Consider the following 19,196-nt stretch of genomic DNA (forward strand, 5'->3'; position numbering starts at 1 on the left):
CGCCGCCGCGACGGCGGCGGAGGAAGCCGCCAAGGACGCCCAGGCATTTGCCGAATCAGCACAGCAGGCAGCCGAGTCCGCCGAACGCAAGGCCGCCAACCAGACGGTCAGCGACGGCGCCGGCACCAGCTTCGGCGGCGGCACGTTCTTCGTCGTGGACGAGGACAGCGTCAAGGTCACGGATGTCAGGCAGCACCAGCCGTGCGAGCTGCCGCCCGGCCTCGGCACGAGCTGCACGGTCACCTTCACCTACACCTTCGACGTCAAGGTCGACTACTACCTGTGCACCAACTCCAACGTGCCGGCGACCCAGTCGGGCTGCCCCTCGGTGGACACGGTGCACCTGGGTTCAGAGCCCTTCACCGGCCTGAAGAAGGACATCACCAAGACATTCACTCAGTTGGAGATCCTGCAGGGCTTGCTCAAGACCTATCTCGAGATCGGCAAGCAGATCCTGGTCCAGGACTTCCTGGACTGCTGGCACGGCAGTGTGTCCGGCTGCGCCTGGGCGGCGTCCAACTTCATCCCGGGTAAGGCGCTGGGCAAGGTCGTCGAGGGGCTCAACGCCCTGAAGACCGCCATGCGCACGGGCACCGGGGTGCGGGAGGCGTTCAACGCGCTGAAGGCACTGGACGTCGCCCCGGCGACCCTCGCCAAGATCGAGAACACTGTCGACACGTACGAGGACTTGGTTACCACCTGCATCCGGAACAGTTTCCCCGGAGGCACCCAGGTACTCATGGCGGACGGCTCCCACAAGGCGATCCGCGACGTGCACGTCGGTGAGACGGTGCTGGCCACCGATCCGCAGAGCGGGCAGTCCGCGGCCCAGCCGGTGACCGCGACCTTCAGCCACGACACCACGCGGCTGGTGGACATCACCGTCAGCGGCGGAGTCCTGACCAGCACGGCCGGTCACCGGTTCTACGTCGCGGAGCGCGGCTGGACGCTGGTCTCGGACCTGCGGGTGGGCGACCGCCTGCGCACCCCCGACGGAAGCCGGCACCGGGTGCAGGGCCTGCGGGACCGCGCCAGCCTGGCGCCCCGTGAGGTGTTCGACCTCACGGTCGACGGGTTCCACTCGTTCTACGTCGGCACCGCCGGGCAGCGTTCCCGCGACGTCTTGGTGCACAACTGCACCAACATCCTCGCCGACGAGGGCCTCGAGGGTGCGCACACCCTCGAGGACCATGTGGACCTCAGCCCCCAGAAGCTGGCCGACAAGCTGGCCAAGGACGGCGTGGCCACGCAGTGGGCCAGCAAGGACATCGCCGTCGCGGCGGTCGACCAGGCCATGGCAGACTGGATCAAGCTGCCCGGCAACGGGGACAAGCTGGAGGCCTGGCGCCTCAGGCAGGCCCAGCGGGCCGGCAAGGGCATCGGCTTCGACCCGAGAAAGGACCTGCTGCCCATCCGCTTGCAGGTCACCGGGCACGGCGCCTCGCTCGGTACGAAGTGGGTGAAAGGCGGCAGCTCGGCAGGCGAGGCCGTCGGCAACACGGTGGTAATCCAGCTGAAGTTCGCCAAGGGGCATATGAAGCCCAAGACCTGGGTCGTCTACACCGCCTACCCGGAGTAAACATGACATACGAGACCGGCCTCACCTGGCTCTCCGAGCAGTGCGATGAGCTGGCGGACCTGCCTCCTGCGGAGATGGACTGCCTCATCGAGCGGGGGCCGGTCTCGGCCATGCTCCTGATCACCGAACGGTCGGTCCGGGAGCTCGGCCACCCGGCGTCCCTGCAGCTGGGCCGTGACGTACGGCGGCTACTGGACTCCGGCCTGGCGGACGACACGATCCGCACGGCCTGGGTCGGCTCAACCGACCACGCGTTCGACCCGGCCAAGCAGCAGGTCGGAGCGCGGGAGTGGCTGGAGCGGATCGAATCGGCCTGGCTCGCGGCGGAATCCCACCGTGACCCCGGCTTCACCCCGCCCCCGGCCGACCCCGTGACAGACGAGTCGCTGTGCGCCGCGGTGCACAGGGCGACGGCTGCGGTGGCTGCCGCGCTGACGCGGGCGCACGAGGAAGGAGAGGTGTTCAACCCGCTGCCGCTGCCCGCCCCCCTGGTACCAACGCTGGAGCAGGTGATCACCGGGGCGTGTGCCGACCTCGGTTTCCGGCTCTTCCTGCGCGCGGTCAAACGCCACGCGCTGCCGCTAGACGGCCCGTGCCGGGCAGCGCTGGTGGCGCTCGGCGAACGTCTCGGCTACCCGGAAGGTGCAGTCGACCAGGGCCTTCAGAGGGACTGACGTTACGAGGGGTGGGCGGGACGCACGTCCCGCCCACCCCTCGCAGCAGACGTCAGTACACCGACTCTGCCTCGTCCATCCGGTCCACCGGCACCGTCTTCGGGACCCGGTCGAGGTGATCTCCCACTGCGTGTGGCTGTACTTCCGCTTCCCGTTGTCATTCCGTGAGGTGGAGGAGCTGATGCTGCAGCGCGGCATCATCGTCTCCTACGAGACGGTCCGCCGCTGGTGTCTGAAGTTCGGACAGGCCTATGCCGACGGACTGCGCCGCCGTCGGCCACGGCCCGGGGACAAGTGGCTCTACCTTCTTGAACGGGTTGGTCCTCCCGTTCGTAGGGTGAGGACACCCAGGGGAGCTGGGTGTGGCTGACAAGTGGCTGCCGTTCGTGGCTTCAGGTGCTTGGCCGCCTGGCTCCCCACGACGACTCGGCCGCCGATTGGGAAGTGCGAACAAGTCGCTGTGTAGAGCAATGCCGGCGAGGTCGTCCGTGGTACGCAAGGCATGTACGACCGAATGGAGCACGATGAGCCGGATATGGGCGGGAACCGACTGCGGCAAGACCCACCACCACTGCCTGGTCCTGGACAGCAAGGGCGACACGCTGCTGTCGCGTCGGGTGGCCAACGACGAGCCGGAACTGCTGAAGCTGATCGGTGACGTCCTGGACCTCGCCGACGGCGGCAAGACGACCTGGGCGCTGGACATGACCGGCGGCGAGCCCGGCCTGCTGATCGCCCTGCTGGTCAACCATGGCCAGGAGCTCGTCTACATCCCCGGTATCGCGGTCAACCGGGCCACCGACAGCTACCGCGGCCAGGGCAAGACGGACGCCCGTGACGCCCGCGTGATCGCCGACCAGGCCCGGATGCGCCGCGACCTCCAGCCGATCCGCCCCGGCGACGAAGCCACGCTCGAGCTGCGGCTGCTGACCGACCACCGCGTCGATCTGGTCGCCGACCGCACCCGCACCACCAACCGGCTCAAGGCCCTGCTGAACAGCATGTTTTTGGCCCTGGAACGGGCCCTCGACCTGGGTAACGTCGGCCCGCTGGTGCTGCTGACCGGTTACCAGACACCGGCAGCGATCCGTCGCGCGGGCAGTCGGCGGCTGACCGCTTGGCTGCGCAACCGCAAGGTCTGCAACGCTGCTGCCCTCGCCGAGAAGGTGGTTGAGGCCGCCGAGCGCCAGCACACCGCCGTCGTGGGTGAGAAGGCCATCGCGAAGATGGTGCACACCCTCGCCAAGGAGGTGATGGTCCTCAACGAGAAGATCACCGAGACCGACAAACTCATCGAGGGCCGGTTTCGCGAACACGAACTGGCCGACGTGATCCAGTCCATGCCCGGCATCGGCACGATCCTCGGTGCCGAGTTCCTCGTCGCCGTCGGCGGCAGCCTGGACGCCTTCCCCACGGCCGACCGGCTCGCGGCCTTCGCCGGCACGGCCCCCGCCCCACGCGACTCCGGCCAGGTCAGCGGTAACGACCACCGACCGACGAGATACCACCGTCGCCTGCAGCGCGTCTTCTACATCTCCGCGCTGGTCAGCGTCCAACGAGACCCCAACTCACGGAAGTTTTACGACCGCAAGCGCGCCGAGGGGAAACGCCACGTCCAGGCCGTCCTCGCGCTCGCACGCCGTCGCGTCAACGTCCTGTGGGCCCTGATCCGTGACCGACGGTGCTACCAGGTCACACCCCCAGTGACGACGGCGGCTTGACATCAGCATTGGGAAGCACCTGGACGAGGTCTTCATCAAGGTCAACGGCGAGCTGAAGTATCTGTGGCGGGCCGTCGACCAGAATGGAAACGTCCTCGACATCCTCGTCCAGAATCGGCGGGACAAAACCGAGGCAAGACGCTTCTTCCGCCGCCTGATAAAGAAGACCCGTACGGTGCCGGGGGTGGTCGTCACCGGCAAGCTCCGCTCCTACAGCGCGGCGCACCGCCGAGGTCATGCCCTCGGCGGAACACCGCTCCCACGAGGGCCTGAACAACCGGGCGGAGAACTCCCACCAGCCCAGGCGGCAGCGTGAACGCGCGATGAAGGGATTCCGTTCCGTAGGCGGGGCCCAGCGGTTCCTGTCCGCGTTCAGCGGCAGCTCGCCCCACTTCCGCCCTCACCGCCACCTGATGACAGCCTCCGACCACCGAGCCGAGATGACCGTCCGCTTCGTGATCTGGGACCAGATCACCCAAGCTGCCAGCCGGCCCACCACGGCCTGACCACAGGCCCGGACCGCAAGCCCACCATGCCCCAACGCGCCGTCAGGCACCGACATACTCAAGGGTTTCGTTCGGTCGCGTGACCAGGGGTTTTCTAGCGGAGTAGGCCGTGTGCCGTGCGAGGTGGCGGCGTGAGGGGGCCGGCGGCCCGGGGTGTTGCCCCCGGCCCGTGTCGGTGGTGGCGTGGTCGGCGGGTTGAAGGGATGGCTGGGGAATGACTCGGACTCTGATTACCGGTGGTCTTGTGATCACGGCCGCGGACGAGGTGCACGCGGATGTGCTGATCGAGCATGGCCGGGTGGTGGCGTTGGCGGCGCCGGGGACGCAGGAGTGGACGGCGGACCGGGTGATCGACGCGTCGCAGAAGTATGTGATCCCGGGTGGGGTCGACGCGCACACGCACATGGAACTGCCGTTCGGCGGCACGTTCGCGTCGGACACGTTCGAGACAGGGACGCGGGCGGCGGCGTGGGGCGGGACGACGACGATCGTCGACTTCGCGGTGCAGGCGAAAGGCGAGTCGCTGCAGGCTGGCCTGAACGCCTGGATGGAGAAGGCGGACGGGAACTGCGCGATCGACTACGCGTTCCACATGATCATGTCGGACGTGAACGAGGCGACGCTGCGGGAGATGCCGAAGCTCATCGAGCATGGCGTTTCCTCGTTCAAATTGTTTATGGCGTATCCGGGGGTCTTCTATTCGGATGACGGCCAGATTCTGCGGGCGATGCAGGTTGCCGGCGATACCGGTGGGCTGATCATGATGCACGCGGAGAACGGCATCGCGATCGACGTGCTGGTGGAGCAGGCCCTGGTCCGGGGCGAGACCGACCCCCGGTACCACGGAGAGGTCCGCAAGGCGCTCCTGGAGGCGGAGGCGACCCACCGGGCGATCCAGCTGGCCCGGGTCGCCGGCTCCCCGTTGTACGTGGTCCACGTGTCGGCGCAGGAGGCGGTGGCCGAGCTGGCCGCTGCGCGTGACAAGGGCCTGCCGGTCTTCGGCGAGACCTGCCCGCAGTACCTCTTCCTGTCCACGGACAACCTCGCGGAACCGGACTTCGAGGGCGCCAAGTACGTGTGCAGCACGCCCCTCAGGCCGAAGGAGCACCAGGCGGCGCTCTGGCGGGGCCTGCGGACGAATGACCTCCAAGTGGTCTCCACCGACCACTGCCCGTTCTGCTTCGTGGGCCAGAAGGAGCTGGGACGCGGGGACTTTTCGAAGATCCCCAACGGCCTGCCGGGTGTGGAGAACCGCATGGACCTCCTCCACCAGGCGGTGGTGGACGGGCACATCTCGCGCCGCCGCTGGATCGAGATCGCCTGCGCGACGCCGGCGAGGATGTTCGGCATCTACCCGCAGAAGGGCACGATCGCCCCTGGTGCGGACGCGGATGTCGTCATCTACGACCCGCACGCCACCCAGGTGCTGTCGGCCGAGACTCACCACATGAACGTCGACTACTCGGCGTACGAGGGGAAGACGGTGACCGGTCAGGTCGAGACCGTCCTCTCGCGGGGTGAGGTCGTCGTCGACCAGCGGAAGTACGTCGGCCATGCGGGGCACGGCGGGTTCGTGCCGCGCGGCCTTTGTCAGTACCTGGGCTGAGCAGCCGGAATCTCATCGCACCGACTCGAACTTGGAGGTCCCGCGTGGACTTCGGACTTGTCCTGCAGACCGACCCGCCCGCCTCGCAGGTCGTGGGCCTGATGCGCCGGGCCGAGCGCAACGGCTTCCGCTACGGCTGGACCTTCGACTCCGCCGTGCTGTGGCAGGAACCCTTCGTCATCTACAGCCAGATCCTCGCCAACACCACCAAGCTCCACGTGGGCCCGATGGTGACCAACCCGGGCACCCGTACGTGGGAGGTGACCGCCTCCACCTTCGCCACCCTCAACGACATGTACGGCAACCGGACCGTCTGCGGCATCGGCCGCGGCGACTCCGCCATGCGCGTAGCTGGCCGCAAGCCCAACACCCTCGCCCGGCTCGGCGAGGCCATCGACGTCATCCGCGACCTGGCCGAGGGCCGCGAGGCCGAGGTCGACGGCAACGCGATCCGTATCCCCTGGATCAAGAACGGCAAGCTGCCGGTGTGGATGGCCGCCTACGGCCCCAAGGCACTCGCCCTGGCCGGGCACAAGGCCGACGGCTTCATCCTCCAGCTCGCCGACCCCTTCCTCACCGAGTGGATGGTCAAGGCCGTCCGGCAGGCGGCCACCGACGCCAGCCGCGACCCCGACGCCCTGACGATCTGCGTCGCCGCCCCGGCCTACGTCACGGCGGACGACTCCCCGGAGGCGCTGGCCCACGCCCGCGACCAGTGCCGCTGGTTCGGCGGCATGGTCGGCAACCACGTCGCCGACCTGGTCGCCAAGTACGGCGAACACTCCTCGATGGTCCCCGAGGAACTCACCGCCTACATCAAGGACCGGCACGGCTACGACTACTCCCATCACGGCCGCGCCGACAACCCCGACACCGCCTTCGTCCCCGACGAGATCGTCGACCGCTTCTGCCTCCTCGGCCCCGCCGAGGCCCACATCGCGAAGCTCCGCCACCTCAGGGACCTCGGCGTCGACCAGCTCGCCGTCTACAACATGCACGACAACCGCGAGGCCACCATCGACGCCTACGGCACCGACATCATCCCCGCGCTCCGCTGACGAAGTCGTTCGGTCCAGCCTCCGATGCAGGTGGATGACGGCCATCCACCTGTTCCCGATGACGCATCATGTCGAGTGCGTGGCGATCCTCGAGCCCACCGCAAAGGGCGCCTGACCTGCAGTTTTAGGTGGTGTGCATTATGTGCGCTGTGGGCGCTACGGGCGATATCTTGACGCACGTTTGACGCACGTGACGCACGTTTGACGCACGTTCTGACGAAGCATCAGTCAAGTGATCAGGCAGGTCAGCACAGGCGGAAGGCTTGATTCCGGAGGCCGGGCTTTACCGTCTCTTGGCGAAGATCTGCCTGGTTTTGCCGTCGCTGATTGCGGTGGTGGGCGTGCTGGCCGGTGCGGTTTGGCGGGCTGGGAGTCTGGCGGAGCGGGGCGTTCAGTAGTCGGGCCCGTAGGGGCTCCAGCCGTGCATGATGGGCTTGAGGTCCTCGTCGCGGGGCTCGGGGATTTCCGGTAGCAACGGTGAACCGTTGAGCGGATTGAGGCGTTGCACGTGGCTCTCGGCCCAGGCGATCCAGGTCTCGGCTTCGTCCCTGGCCGGTCCCGTCGGCAGATTCACTGCGTGGAGTCGGAGCGCGCTGATGTACTCGACCAGGTCCGCTGCGCGCCGCCACGCCGCATGTTGTGCTTCGAGGTGCTGGACGCGATATGCCTCTGCGTATTCGGTCTTGGCCTGCCGCTTAGCAGCCTCCCACCGCACGCGTTGCTGCTGTGCTCTCTCCAGATCGGCCGGACGCTGGCGGTCGGCTGCCTCTCCGCGGGGGTCGACCTCCTGCACGATCTCGGCGAGTTGGTCCTTCAGGGGCCGGCCAGGGAGGTCGGTCCATTCCGTGGCGCGGTGCGGGGAGCCGCCACGGAGGATGAAGCGGAGTCGGTTTGAGGGGGTGTAGTCGAAGCGAGGGCTGCGCATCCATGTGTGCTTCTTGGCGTCGGAGAGTTCCTTGTCGGTGGGATTGTGTTCGCTGCGGTCTTGTTCTTGGAGGACGAGGAAGCCGACTTCTTCCTGTTGTGCGGTGATGGTGAGGTGCGGTGGCGCGCCGCGGCGTCGATGCGGCGGGGCGCCGCTACGGGACTACGCGGCACCCATCGAAGGCCCGACCACCCAGGCGTCGCGCCGGATGAGTGCGATCTTCGAGCGCGAGATGTTCGACGGGTTCACCTCGGCGCAACTCGCCGCAGTCGACACCCCCGCACTCTCCCCCGCACTCCGGGTCTATCTGGACCAGCTGCCGCATTACGGCCTGGGATATCTGCCGCCCCCAGCGACCGCGCTCCTGCTGATCGCGTGGGGACACCTGCATGGCCTCGTCGCCCTTGAGGTGTTCGGGCACACCTCTTTCCTCGGTGACCACCAGACTGAAATCTTCCGCACAGCGATGCGGAACCTGCTTGAGGACATCCACCGCCGGATCGCGGTCGCGCCGGCGCCACGCCCTTGAACCGGGCTGAAACTGCCAGGTCGAATTACTCACTCGAATGAGTGGTGAGGCTTGGCACCGGCGCCCGGGAAGGGAAACGCTGCCACCCTGAGCTCACGAGTCATTGCTCGTGGACCGGGTTGTGGTGGGTATTCGATTCGCCCACCGCACAAGAAAATTCGAGGTCTTCGCATGCCGGAAAAGTCAATTATCCACAGCAAGGCCCAGCATTACTACAACGTGTTCCATCACGAGCGCGACGGGTGGGTCAGCGAAACCGACGTGTACGCCTGAGTGGGCCGCACGACGCAGGAATTCAAGCTCACGCCAGGAACCGCCCCCGCTAGCGCGCTGCAGAGATCCCTTCTGGAGTACTGGAAGAGATTGTTTGTCCCTATGGACACAGACGGGGACGGCGTCGTATCACGCGACGAATTCCTGGCCGGGTTTGTCAGCCTGGGGAACAAGCCGGATGATTACGCGCGGATTGTCACGCCGTCCGCCAAGGTCTTCGTGGCCACCGCCGACATCGACATCGACACCGACAGCTCCGGCTCCATCTCAACTGACGAGCTGAGAGCGGCCATTCGCGTGTTCCACAGCAGTACTGATCCGAACGACCGAGGTCACCGTCTCCTGGGAGCCCTGCGTTCCTGAGCCGACAGAACCGGACAGCGTCCTCTCGTCCAGAGCCCCTCACCGTCGTATGCTGATTCCACTCGGCACCGGCGATCAGAGGGGCTCCGCCGGTCCCGCATCGAGCCGCGCTCAGGAACAACACGCCAGGAGAAACGACCGTGACCACCCATCTGCGGACAACCAAGGCCCCGCTGGTGACAGCGCACGCCAAGCACATCGTGGCCGAGACCGGTGTCCTGAACAATCCGTACTTCCGAACGCTGGTAGACGGAAGTATGTCGTTGGAGAACTTCCGCACAAGCCAGGAGTAACTAGGTTTCGCCGTCACCTACTTCGCCCGTCCGATGGCTGCGCTGGTGTCCCGGATCGAGCACCCCGCGGATCGCATCGGAATCCTGGGTAATGTCGTGGAAGAACACGGCGGATTCCGCCCTCAGGAATTCCATCACGAGACCTTCCGCGGATTTCTGGCCAGCATCGGCAGCGACACCGTACAGCTGAACGGCCTGAAGATGATGCCGGCCGTCCACGCGTACAACAGCATTCTCAGTGCGGTGTGTACGTTGGAGGACCCGCAGGTAGGAATTGGCTGCATGGGTGCGATCGAGTACGCATTCGCCTCGGTATCGGCCATCACGGGCAACGCGGCTGTGAACCGCGGTTGGGTCGCTCAAGCCGACCTGATGCACTACGGCCTCCACTCCGAAATCGACGAACAACATGCAGAGGACTTCTTCCTGCTGCTAGAACCCCACTACCGAAACCCAGCCGCACGACGCCGAATCGACCAGGGCCTCGGCCTGGGCGCGTACGCGCTGAACCGCCTCTACAGCGATCTGTCCGAACTGGGCCGTTCACAGCAAAACTGATCACGGCTGGGCGAGCAGGAAGGCTGCGAGCGCGGTGAATACGGACAGGATCGCGCTTTCCGCCGCCCGGGGCGACCGTCCCAGAAGCCTGATGAACGTGTGCGATCGCATGCCACTACACCCTTGGGTTCTTCACCGGTGCCCACGAGGTGCTCACCAACAGCAACGAAACGGGCAGCAACACCGCAGCCGATCACATCACCACAGCTCAACTCGCCCTGGCGTAACTGCCGAAGAAGTACCGGCGTGGACGCCGGACGCTGGTTCGCACCGACTTCGGAGGCGGAACACACGAGTTCACCGCCTGGCTGGACCAGCGGGGAAGGTGGCTGTCGTACTCGGTCGGCATGACCATCACCGACGCCGTCCACGAGGCCTTCCTCAAAGTCCCGCCCGCCGCTTGGACACCGGCGGTCGAGCCGGACGGAGAGATCCGCGACGGCGCCTGGGTCGCCGAACTTACCGGCAATGTCCTGGGCGGCTGGCCGCAGGGCATGCGGTTGATCGTCCGCAAGGAACGCCCGCCCCCAGGGGCGCAGTTGCGCTTCACCGACGCCGACGGCCTGCGGCTCACCGCGTTCGTCGCCAACACCACCGGCGTCCCGATCGCCGCACTCGAACTGCGGCACCGCCAACGGGCACGCGCCGAGGACCGCATACGCAACGCCCGTTTCGCGGGCCGGACGCCGAGCTGCACGGGAGTGCGAACATGCGGCCGTCTTCGCGGTCGCCAATGGCCTCTCGGAGTGGAATTGCCGCCTGCTCGCTCAAGGGCACTGTGCGCGGCTGGCCCTGGCGGCGTCCGGACTTGGCGTCGGCGACTTTGAGTGCATGACGGCCTCTCGCGTCGACAGGCTCTGTTCGGCCCGGCCTTGCGAAGCTGCGGTCCGCCGTCGGAAAACGGATCGCCTGGCCTGTCAAGCTTGCGTACGGTGAGAAACGCGGGCGGAGACTCCGCATCGACATTTGGAACGGGCCCGCCGTATCACGCGGCGGACCCGCTCTTACATCTATCGCTCCTTGCAGGGGTCAACTCACGGAAGGAAGTCATGACGCGCAGCCTCTTTGACCTTGAACCGCGATTGCCGATAGAGAAGACGAATCGAGACTTCCGCAACGTACGCGGAACGCTGGGTTTCACAGCCGCACGCCGCCTCATGGACGAGATCTTCGCAATGTTTCCCGATGCGGATGAGACCGTCAGCTCGTGATAGCCGTGCACCCGCACCGTCTCGGCCCCGCACCACGGGCACGCCATCGGGCCTTCCTGCGTCCGCGCACACACCCGGATCAGCACACCCTCATCCTCGATGGCATCGATGACCAACGGCGATAGCCCCGAAAACACCATGCCCACACGCTCGTTGACATCCCGCATGCGGTGTCAACGATGGCCGTCACACATCGTCACCACCGAATCTGCGACAGAGCCAAACATTTTAAAGTCCCTCATGAAGTGACCTGGACCAGCGCGTGCGTGCCGCTCGTACGCCACTGGGGCCCGGTAACTTCCAGCTCGTGCACGGTTTGCGGCGCCAGGCCGACGATGACGTCCGACTTCAGTGTGCGCAGAGCTGCGACCGGACCGGGGAAGTATGACGTGACGTCGGTGAACGGGGTGGTGGCCGACCAGTGTCGGTCGCCGACGAGGCGGCGGTAGTTCAGGTCGCCCTTCATGATCGTCAGGGTGGCGGTGGCGAAGTCCTCGTGGAGGTCGGCGGGCATGTCGGCGTAGGGGAACGGGGCGCAGGAGAAAGGGTGGGCGCGCAGGGTGAGGCGGCCGGTGGTGAGGGCCTGCTGCAGGCGCTTGCCGATCTCGGAGGCGTAGCCGGGGGCCGTGGTCAGGCGGTGGAGGCAGGCCAGAGTGTCGGTGGCCGTGGCGTCGGAGACGTAGTACGGGTACGGCTTGAGGTGCAGAACGACGCACGCGGCGCGGTCGGTGTGGAGCAGGTGGTCGGCGAGGACCAGGTCCGGGAGGAGCTCGGGGCCGGCGTTGTCGGCCACGAGGCAGACCTTGCCGGGCGGGCTGGCGGACAGGGTTTCCCAGAGGACGGCGGAGTTGTCGGCGACGAGGCCGGTGACACGGTCGCCAAGGCCGGCGTCGCCCGCTGAGACGGCGAAGCCGAGGTCGGCGCGGTTGCCCCAGAGGGAGGCGTGGAGGAGGGTGCGGTGCTGTTCGACTGCCGGGATCTGGGGGAGTTGGTCGAGGGCGGCCAGTTCGGCCTCCACCGTTGGGCCCGCGAGTTCGGCGTTCTTGAACGGGGCGAAGGGGTCGATCCCCTGCCACGGGCCGGGGGCGAAGTAGCCGAGGGCGGCCAGGAGTTTGCGGTAGAAGTAGCTCTCCGCCCAGAGGAACGGGGCGTCTTCCCAGCGGCTGCCGATGTGCTCCTTGCCCCACTGCTGCCACTGGTCCGCTCCGGGCTCGGTGTCAGGCAGGGGGAGAATCACGCCGTCCTCGGTGATCTCCTGTAGGAGGGTGTCCAGGGCACGCTGCTGTTCGATGGGGTAGGGGGTGGCCTGGCGGACGCGCTCGATCAGGGTGGGGTGTCGGTCGTGCAGGACACCCCAGGCGAAGGAGCCTGCGACGTTGCTGACAACGACTGGGGCGGGGGCGGGCTGCGTCATGGTGTGCGGGCTTCCTTCGCGTGGTTCAGTGGAGGCGGATGGAGAACGCGACGGTGCCGGCCGCGCTGCCCACGACCACGTGTCCGGTGGTTCGGTCGCAGGCCGCGCAGTGCAGCGAGGCGTTGACGCGTACTTCGGCGAGCTGGCGCTGTTCGGTCGACGACCAGAGGCGTACGGTGCCGTCAGCCGCGGCCGACGCCAGGTGGTCTGGGCCATCGAGGAACGCGGCCATGAGAACCCGACCGGTGTGGCCCGGGAGGTGGGCAGTGAACCGATCGTCCGACACGCTCCGGACGCGAACGCCGTCGTACGGCCGGCCCGTCGCTCCTCAGTCCTATGCGGTCTCCTCGACAACCCACGACAGGTACGCCTCCGGCCCGCCGGTCACTGGCAGCGTGATCCACTGGGGGACGTCGTACGGATGCTTCTCGTGCAACCACGCCTCCAGTGCCGGGAGACGGTCCGTCGAAGTCATGTACGAGATCCGCCACTCCTACGCCGTCTCGACATTCTACTTCCACCAGTAGAAGGCTGTGATCGGCGCATCGATGTGGACGCCCGCTGCCAGCTTGCTCTCGACCGCGCCTCAGGCCAGCGCCTTCGCCTGATCCTCGTCGTCGCTGGGCGTCTGCGCAATCACAAACTCGTTGGCCATGCAACTACCTCTCCTGCTCGGGTACCGCGACCCCACCCAGTTGGCCAGGGCGCACCGGATGCCGCACCGTCTGCTCGGGCCACGCTGCCCACACCGCCACCCGCAGGTACACATCGCCGCTGCCGTATTTGACCCGGCAGGTGGCAGGGCGGTTACGGCCGAGTGCATCCACCCGGTCGGGAATGACCAGGGCCTTACCGACGAGATTGTGCAACGACTTCGCGGTGTAGGCGCCGGCGCATTCCTTTCGTCTCAATAGGTCCGCGACGGGAGGACTCCACGCAGGGCCGTCGGCGGGCATTCGCCCACGGCAGACAGAAAAGAACTCCAAAAGACTGGAAACCTCCGCCGGGACCATGTCAACGTACAACGTCCAGGAAAACACCAGGTCAGACGATGCAGTTACTCCGGTGTGGTCAGGGCTGCGACTGATTCGCAACCCCGCACCACACCAGGCTGCCTTGCTGGCAAGATCTCTATTTAGGAGGCTCGTCTGTCGGATTCCGCTATTGGATCCGCCCGCTTCGCTTCACCCGCCCTCTTTGGGCTCGGCGCACTGAACGCTTGGTCCGGCCAGGCGGCGGGGGGACTACAGCGTCGTGTCCACCGGGCTGTGCGTCTGCCGGCCGGCCTGTTCGGCGAGGACCTGCTGCAACGCGGCTACCGCCGTGACAGGGCCGTCCTCGCGCACATTGCGGCGCACCCCGGAGCTGCAACTCGCCAGGTGGTCGCTGCCATTGAGGCCCCCGAGCGTGTCGTGGTGCGGAATCTTGACCGCCGCACTGAGGACGGTCTGCTGGTGCTCGTTACGGACGGCGCGACCCCAGCCCTGCGCTCATACCGGCTGGCTGCCTGAACGCGGCCAGCCCGAGAAGCTGTCGGATTCATCTGATGCGGCGCGCAACATAGGCCATGATCGCCGGTTAGCCAAACCGGCGATCGTCGCGACCATTGAGTTCGCACTGGGCTGCGCTTGGTGGCGGAGCCAGGTGGGCGAGTTCTCACCTATCCCGCAATGCGCGGAATCAATGTGTCCTTCAACCGTCTTCGCGATCCCGAGGTGCCAAGATGCCAACCTCCCTGCATGGGGCCAACTCCGATCCAGTGGCTGCCGCATCCGGAGCGAGTATCAGAGCTTTCCTGAATGTGCGGGAAGCGGCCGACTACCTCGGCATGTCCCCTCACACCCTGTACGTCTGGCGGCACCGTCGCCAGGGGCCGCCAAGCTTTCGGATGGGAGTCCGTGGCCGGGTCATGTACAGGCTGGTGACGCTTGACGCCTGGGTGCGCATGCAGGAGCAATCGGATTCCCGTTCCAACCCGGAATTGAGCCCAATCGAAGTAGGTGCGCAGCGACGCGTCCTCTCTGCAACTAGCCCTTGATGGTTCGCCGCTGATCTGTAATCGACCCACATTGGAGAGTGCGGCTTGGCCGGCTACATAGAAGACCGTTGGATCAAGAAGAAGAAGGACCCAGTGACGGGCAAGAGAGAGCGTACTGCCCGGTACGGGAAAGGGACGCGATACAAGGTCGCTGGCATCCCAGGGATCCGTGACAGATCATTCGCTACAGTCGAGGACGCCAAGGCGTGGCTCCGCCGGTCTGCGACGGATGAAGAGCGCGGCGAGTTCGTGGACCCTCGTGACGGAACCATCACGCTAGCCGATTACATCGCGAAATACTGGGCACCTGGGAAGGCGGGCGCCCCGAAAACTCAGCAGGGGCACGAGCGTCGGGTGCGTCTCCACATCGTCCCGCATCTGGGACAGCTCCAGCTGAAGCAGATAACGCCGGCGGAACTGCGTGTATACATAGCGAAGCTTGGCAGCTCCGTGAGGTCGGTCGACTATGTGCGTGGCATCTTGGGTGAGCTGTCAGGGATCCTGGAGACAGCTGTTGATGACAAGCGGATCGCTCGAAATCCGATGCGCGCGAAGTCGGTGCAGTGGCCGAAGGCATCGAAGGAGCGCAGGGAGGCGTGGTCGTTGGAGACTGCGCTCCGAGTACGTGATGTCATCAATGAGCGGAACAGGATCGCCGTTGTCCTTGGCCTGGGGTGTGGTCTCCGGCAAGGGGAGGTCTTCGGGCTGAGCCCTGATGATATTGACTACGCACGTGGTGTCCTCCACGTTCGTCGGCAGACTCAGACGATCGACGGGAAGTTGTACTACGCGCTCCCGAAGTCTCGGAAGGCCCGCGTCGTCGACATGCCGCCGTCCGTGGCTGAAGAGCTGAAAAGGCATGTGAGGGATTTCCCGCCCGTAGCGGTTGAGCTTCCCTGGGGGCGGCCAGGGGAGGACAGGCCGACGGAAAAGTTCTCGCTGCTGCTCACCACGCGATTTGGCAACGCCATCGCGGTCAATACATGGAACACCTATACGTGGAAGCCTGCTCTGGCCAAGGCTGAGGTCATCCCCCAGCGGTCCGAGGGAGCCAAGCCCTGGCAGTGGGCTGCAGCTCCAAAGGACGGTTTCCACGTGCTGCGACATACCTACGCCTCGATCATGTTGGAGGCAGGCGAGTCTGTCGTCACCCTGGCCCAGCGGTTGGGGCACTCATCGCCGACGATTACGCTCGGTTACTACGCGCACTTCATGCCGGAGGCCGGGAACCGGGGCCGGGCTGTGATCGACGGTTTCCTCGGAAAGCGGGTCGCCGGCCAAAACTCCCCAGATTCTCCCCAGGGCTGATCGGGGTGATTCCCCAGGCTGTACGGCTCTGACCTTGGTCCGTGGATCTCCAGGGATCTGAGCCGTATAGCCTGGGGAAATGCTCACCGAAGTCATCGCGACCCGCTATGTCACACCCCTGCGGGAGGGCGGATCGCTGCCCGGGATCGTTGAGGCCGACGACCTCGGCACCTACGTCATGAAATTCTCCGGCGCCGGACAGGGCCGCAAGACACTGGTCGCGGAGGTCATCTGCGGACAGCTCGGCCGCAGGCTCGGCCTTCGCGTCCCCGACCTCGTACAGATCCAGCTCGACCCGGTCATCGGGCTCGCCGAGCCCGACCAGGAGGTGCAGGAACTCCTTAAGGCCAGCGGCGGGCTCAATCTCGGGATGGACTTCCTGCCCGGCTCGATCGGCTTCGACTCGCTCGCCTACCAGGTGGACTCCCGGGAAGCGGGACGTGTCGTCTGGTTCGATGCGCTGATCAACAACGTCGACCGGTCCTGGCGCAACCCGAACATGCTGATCTGGCACGGCGACCTGTGGCTCATCGATCACGGCGCCACCATGATCTGGCACCACAACTGGCCCGGCGCCCAGGCCTCCGCCGCCAAGCCGTACAACGCCTCGGACCATGCGCTGGCCCCGTTCGCCCCCGATATCGCGGCGGCCGCCGCCGAGCTCGCCCCGTTGGTCACCGAGGAACTGCTCGCCGAGGTCGCTGCCGATGTCCCCGACGAGTGGCTGGTGGACGAGCCGGGCTTCGACTCCACCGACGAGCTGCGCCGCGCCTATGTGGAAGCGCTGCTGCCGCGCGCCGCCACCATTCATGAGCGGATCACGATGGAGGGCCCCACCGAGCCCAAACCGTCACAGGCCCCCGGCTGGCTCACCGAGCACCTCACCCCCTGGCCACACCCCACCAAGAAGAAGAACGACAAGGACGGCCAGCGGTGACCGAGCGCGATGTCTTCGAGTACGCGCTGCTGCGCGTGGTGCCGCGCGTACAGCGCGGCGAGTTCTTCAACGCGGGTGTGGTCGTCTACTGCCGCGCACGGGGTTTCGTCGCCGCCCGTACCCATCTCGACGAGACCAAGCTGAAGGCCCTGGACCCGAGTGCGGACGTGGTCGGTGTACGGGCCGCCCTGCATGCTGTCGAGGGCGTGTGCCGCGGCGGTACGGACGCGGGCCAGGCGGCCCGCGACGACGCGGGCCGTCGCTTCCGCTGGCTGATCGCGCCGCGCTCCACCGTTGTCCAGCCGAGCCCTGTGCACAGCGGTCTCACAACCGACCCGGAGGCCGAGGTCGAACGGCTGCTCGACCTGCTGGTGCGCTGATCCGCCGCCCTGCGGCGCCGCTCGCAGCCACTGCGGCAGCGGCGCCGCCGGGTGTGACATGCGCCCCTGCGGCCGTGGGCCGTTGACACCGAGTACCAGGGCTTCTAGCGTCTCGTGTGCTGAAGGTACTAAGCGGTTGCTCAGTTATCGGAAAGGCTCCGCGCACGCGAAGGTTCCGTGCCGGGGGTGCCCCGACGTCCGCTGAGCCGCGATCCAAGGGCGAGGAGAACCAAGCATGTCCACCACCGAGCAGCGTGTCGCCATCGTGACCGGAGCGGCGCGGGGCATTGGCGCCGCCACCGCGGTACGCCTGGCGGCCGAGGGCCGCGCCGTCGCCGTACTCGACCTCGACGAGGCGGCCTGCAAGGACACCGTCGAGAAGATCACCGCCGCCGGGGGCACCGCCCTCGCCGTCGGCTGCGATGTGTCGGACAGCGCCCAGGTGGAAGCCGCGGTCGCGCGGGTCGCCGCCGAACTCGGCGCCCCGACGATCCTCGTCAACAACGCAGGCGTGCTCCGCGACAACCTGCTCTTCAAGATGAGCGAGTCCGACTGGGACACCGTGATGAACGTACACCTCAAGGGCGCGTTCCTGATGGCCAAGGCCGTCCAGAAGCACATGGTGGACGCCGAGTTCGGCCGTATCGTCTCGCTCTCCTCCTCTTCGGCGCTCGGCAACCGCGGCCAGGCCAACTACTCTGCCGTCAAGGCCGGTCTGCAGGGCTTCACCAAGACCCTCGCCAAGGAGCTCGGCAAGTTCGGCATCACCGCCAACGCCGTCGCACCCGGCTTCATCGTCACCGAGATGACCGCGCAGACCGCGGCCCGGATCGGCATGGGCTTCGAGGAGTTCCAGGCCGCTGCCGCCACCCAGATCCCGGTGCAGCGCGTCGGCCGCCCCGAGGACATCGCCAACGCCATCGCCTTCTTCACGGGCGACGAGGCGGGCTTCGTCTCCGGTCAGGTCATGTACGTCGCCGGCGGACCGCTCAACTGATCCGAAGGGTTACGGACATCATGACTGTGCAGGACAGTGGGAAGGTCGCGCTCATCACGGGCGCGAGCCGGGGCATCGGGTACGGCATCGCCGAGGCGCTCGTGGCGCGCGGCGACCGGGTGTGCATCACCGGACGCGGCGAGGACGCCCTCAAGGAGGCCGTCGAGCAACTCGGCTCCGACCGCGTCATCGGCGTGGCCGGAAAGGCGCACGACGAGGCGCACCAGGCGGCGGCGGTCGAGCGCACCATGCAGGCGTTCGGTCGCGTCGACTTCCTGATCAACAACGCCGGTACGAATCCGGTCTTCGGTCCGATAGCGGAGCTCGACCTCAATGTCGCACGCAAGGTCTTCGAGACGAATGTGATCTCGGCGCTCGGTTTCGCCCAGCAGACCTGGAAGGCATGGCAGAAGGAGAACGGCGGGGCGATCGTCAACATCGCCTCGATCGCCGGTATCTCCGCCTCGCCCTTTGTCGGCGCGTACGGCATGAGCAAGGCTGCCATGGTCAACCTGACCCTTCAGTTGGCGCACGAGTTCGCGCCGGTCGTACGGGTCAACGCGATCGCCCCCGGGGTCGTGAAGACGAAGTTCGCCCGGGCGCTGTACGAAGGCCGCGAGGCGGAGGCCGCCGCGGCCTATCCGCTCGGCCGGCTGGGAGTCCCCGCGGACGTCGGCGGCGCCGCCGCGTTCCTCACGTCGAGCCAGAGCGACTGGATCACCGGACAGACCCTGGTGGTCGACGGCGGGATCTTCCTGAATGCGGGCGTGAGCTGAGAGCGGCCTGAGCGGTTTTGGCCCTGATTGACTCAAGTGCCCTGTCGGGC

General features: G+C 66.6%; 18 protein-coding genes and 6 pseudogenes. 19 read left to right on the plus strand and 5 right to left on the minus strand.

The genetic code is table 11. The annotated features are described in order from the left end of the window. The 7 genes and pseudogenes from GA0115254_RS41565 to GA0115254_RS41595 form a co-directional block, all read left to right on the plus strand. The coding region (locus GA0115254_RS41565) for a polymorphic toxin-type HINT domain-containing protein (RefSeq protein ID WP_256103090.1) at positions 1-1,579 on the plus strand (1,579 nt) is incomplete at its 5' end. 2 nt (positions 1,580-1,581) lie between these two features. Next, positions 1,582-2,253 (plus strand): hypothetical protein, encoded by a 672-nt coding sequence (locus tag GA0115254_RS41570; RefSeq protein ID WP_093900453.1) that lies wholly within the window; start codon positions 1,582-1,584, stop codon positions 2,251-2,253. 115 nt (positions 2,254-2,368) lie between these two features. Then, positions 2,369-2,551 (plus strand): annotated as a pseudogene (locus GA0115254_RS47105) (IS6 family transposase); the annotation flags it as partial. 226 nt (positions 2,552-2,777) lie between these two features. After that, positions 2,778-3,974, plus strand: a complete 1,197-nt coding sequence (locus GA0115254_RS41580) for an IS110 family RNA-guided transposase (protein WP_093900454.1) — start codon at positions 2,778-2,780, stop codon at positions 3,972-3,974. Between the two features lie 16 nt (positions 3,975-3,990). Beyond that, positions 3,991-4,480, plus strand: a pseudogene (locus tag GA0115254_RS41585) (transposase); the annotation flags it as partial. A 214-nt stretch (positions 4,481-4,694) separates the two neighbouring features. Further along, positions 4,695-6,086: a dihydropyrimidinase gene (hydA, locus tag GA0115254_RS41590; protein ID WP_093900455.1), complete on the plus strand. Its 1,392-nt coding sequence runs from the start codon at positions 4,695-4,697 to the stop codon at positions 6,084-6,086. 44 nt (positions 6,087-6,130) lie between these two features. Beyond that, complete coding sequence (locus GA0115254_RS41595) at positions 6,131-7,144, plus strand: TIGR03842 family LLM class F420-dependent oxidoreductase (RefSeq protein ID WP_093900456.1); 1,014 nt, start codon at positions 6,131-6,133, stop codon at positions 7,142-7,144. 391 nt (positions 7,145-7,535) lie between these two features. On the opposite strand, the gene GA0115254_RS41600 is transcribed toward GA0115254_RS41595, so the two are convergent. Continuing rightward, positions 7,536-8,069: a hypothetical protein gene (locus GA0115254_RS41600; RefSeq protein ID WP_256103092.1), complete on the minus strand. Its 534-nt coding sequence runs from the start codon at positions 8,067-8,069 to the stop codon at positions 7,536-7,538. A gap of 145 nt (positions 8,070-8,214) precedes the next feature. On the opposite strand from GA0115254_RS41600, the pseudogene GA0115254_RS41605 reads away from it, so the two are divergent. The 6 genes and pseudogenes from GA0115254_RS41605 to GA0115254_RS45085 all read left to right on the plus strand — a co-directional run. After that, positions 8,215-8,598, plus strand: a pseudogene (locus GA0115254_RS41605) (TetR-like C-terminal domain-containing protein); the annotation flags it as partial. Between the two features lie 375 nt (positions 8,599-8,973). Further along, positions 8,974-9,234 carry an EF-hand domain-containing protein gene (locus GA0115254_RS41610; protein ID WP_093900458.1) on the plus strand — a complete coding sequence of 87 codons (261 nt, stop codon included), beginning with the start codon at positions 8,974-8,976 and terminating at the stop codon, positions 9,232-9,234. A 140-nt stretch (positions 9,235-9,374) separates the two neighbouring features. After that, positions 9,375-9,527: a hypothetical protein gene (locus tag GA0115254_RS45360; RefSeq protein WP_218105627.1), complete on the plus strand. Its 153-nt coding sequence runs from the start codon at positions 9,375-9,377 to the stop codon at positions 9,525-9,527. A 27-nt stretch (positions 9,528-9,554) separates the two neighbouring features. Beyond that, positions 9,555-10,085 (plus strand): annotated as a pseudogene (locus GA0115254_RS41615) (iron-containing redox enzyme family protein); the annotation flags it as partial. A gap of 170 nt (positions 10,086-10,255) precedes the next feature. Continuing rightward, positions 10,256-10,765: pseudogene (locus tag GA0115254_RS41620) on the plus strand (transposase); the annotation flags it as partial. Between the two features lie 369 nt (positions 10,766-11,134). Then, a complete protein-coding gene (locus tag GA0115254_RS45085) occupies positions 11,135-11,296 on the plus strand; it encodes a hypothetical protein (protein WP_176740514.1) in 162 nt (53 codons plus the stop codon). Positions 11,297-11,534: 238 nt separating this feature from the next. On the opposite strand, the gene GA0115254_RS41625 is transcribed toward GA0115254_RS45085, so the two are convergent. From GA0115254_RS41625 to GA0115254_RS41640, 4 genes and pseudogenes are all read right to left on the minus strand, one after another. Then, positions 11,535-12,710, minus strand: a complete 1,176-nt coding sequence (locus GA0115254_RS41625) for a damage-control phosphatase ARMT1 family protein (RefSeq protein ID WP_093900459.1) — start codon at positions 12,708-12,710, stop codon at positions 11,535-11,537. Positions 12,711-12,735: 25 nt separating this feature from the next. Beyond that, the gene (locus tag GA0115254_RS41630) at positions 12,736-12,996 is read right to left on the minus strand and encodes a WD40 repeat domain-containing protein (RefSeq protein ID WP_093900460.1); all 261 of its coding nucleotides are present in this window, start codon (positions 12,994-12,996) and stop codon (positions 12,736-12,738) included. Between the two features lie 48 nt (positions 12,997-13,044). Beyond that, a pseudogene (cutA, locus tag GA0115254_RS41635) lies at positions 13,045-13,365 on the minus strand (divalent-cation tolerance protein CutA). A gap of 4 nt (positions 13,366-13,369) precedes the next feature. Beyond that, the gene (locus GA0115254_RS41640) at positions 13,370-13,621 is read right to left on the minus strand and encodes a hypothetical protein (RefSeq protein ID WP_141721003.1); all 252 of its coding nucleotides are present in this window, start codon (positions 13,619-13,621) and stop codon (positions 13,370-13,372) included. Positions 13,622-14,433: 812 nt separating this feature from the next. Between GA0115254_RS41640 and GA0115254_RS41650 the strand changes: the two genes are divergently transcribed. The 6 genes from GA0115254_RS41650 to GA0115254_RS41675 all read left to right on the plus strand — a co-directional run bounded on the left by GA0115254_RS41650 (position 14,434) and on the right by GA0115254_RS41675 (position 19,146). Next, a complete protein-coding gene (locus GA0115254_RS41650; RefSeq protein WP_093900462.1) occupies positions 14,434-14,748 on the plus strand; it encodes a helix-turn-helix transcriptional regulator in 315 nt (104 codons plus the stop codon). A 45-nt stretch (positions 14,749-14,793) separates the two neighbouring features. Then, positions 14,794-16,056: a tyrosine-type recombinase/integrase gene (locus GA0115254_RS41655; RefSeq protein ID WP_176740515.1), complete on the plus strand. Its 1,263-nt coding sequence runs from the start codon at positions 14,794-14,796 to the stop codon at positions 16,054-16,056. A 79-nt stretch (positions 16,057-16,135) separates the two neighbouring features. Then, positions 16,136-16,993 carry a HipA family kinase gene (locus GA0115254_RS41660; protein ID WP_093900463.1) on the plus strand — a complete coding sequence of 286 codons (858 nt, stop codon included), beginning with the start codon at positions 16,136-16,138 and terminating at the stop codon, positions 16,991-16,993. Further along, complete coding sequence (locus tag GA0115254_RS41665; protein WP_093900464.1) at positions 16,990-17,373, plus strand: DUF3037 domain-containing protein; 384 nt, start codon at positions 16,990-16,992, stop codon at positions 17,371-17,373. The genes GA0115254_RS41660 and GA0115254_RS41665 overlap by 4 nt, the downstream gene beginning before the upstream one ends. 235 nt (positions 17,374-17,608) lie before the next feature. After that, positions 17,609-18,370 carry a 3-oxoacyl-ACP reductase FabG gene (fabG, locus tag GA0115254_RS41670; protein ID WP_093900465.1) on the plus strand — a complete coding sequence of 254 codons (762 nt, stop codon included), beginning with the start codon at positions 17,609-17,611 and terminating at the stop codon, positions 18,368-18,370. A 20-nt stretch (positions 18,371-18,390) separates the two neighbouring features. Next, positions 18,391-19,146: an SDR family oxidoreductase gene (locus tag GA0115254_RS41675; protein ID WP_093900466.1), complete on the plus strand. Its 756-nt coding sequence runs from the start codon at positions 18,391-18,393 to the stop codon at positions 19,144-19,146. Positions 19,147-19,196: the final 50 nt, after the last annotated feature.

It is taken from the genome of Streptomyces sp. Ncost-T10-10d (assembly GCF_900091955.1).
GTDB lineage: Bacteria > Actinomycetota > Actinomycetes > Streptomycetales > Streptomycetaceae > Streptomyces.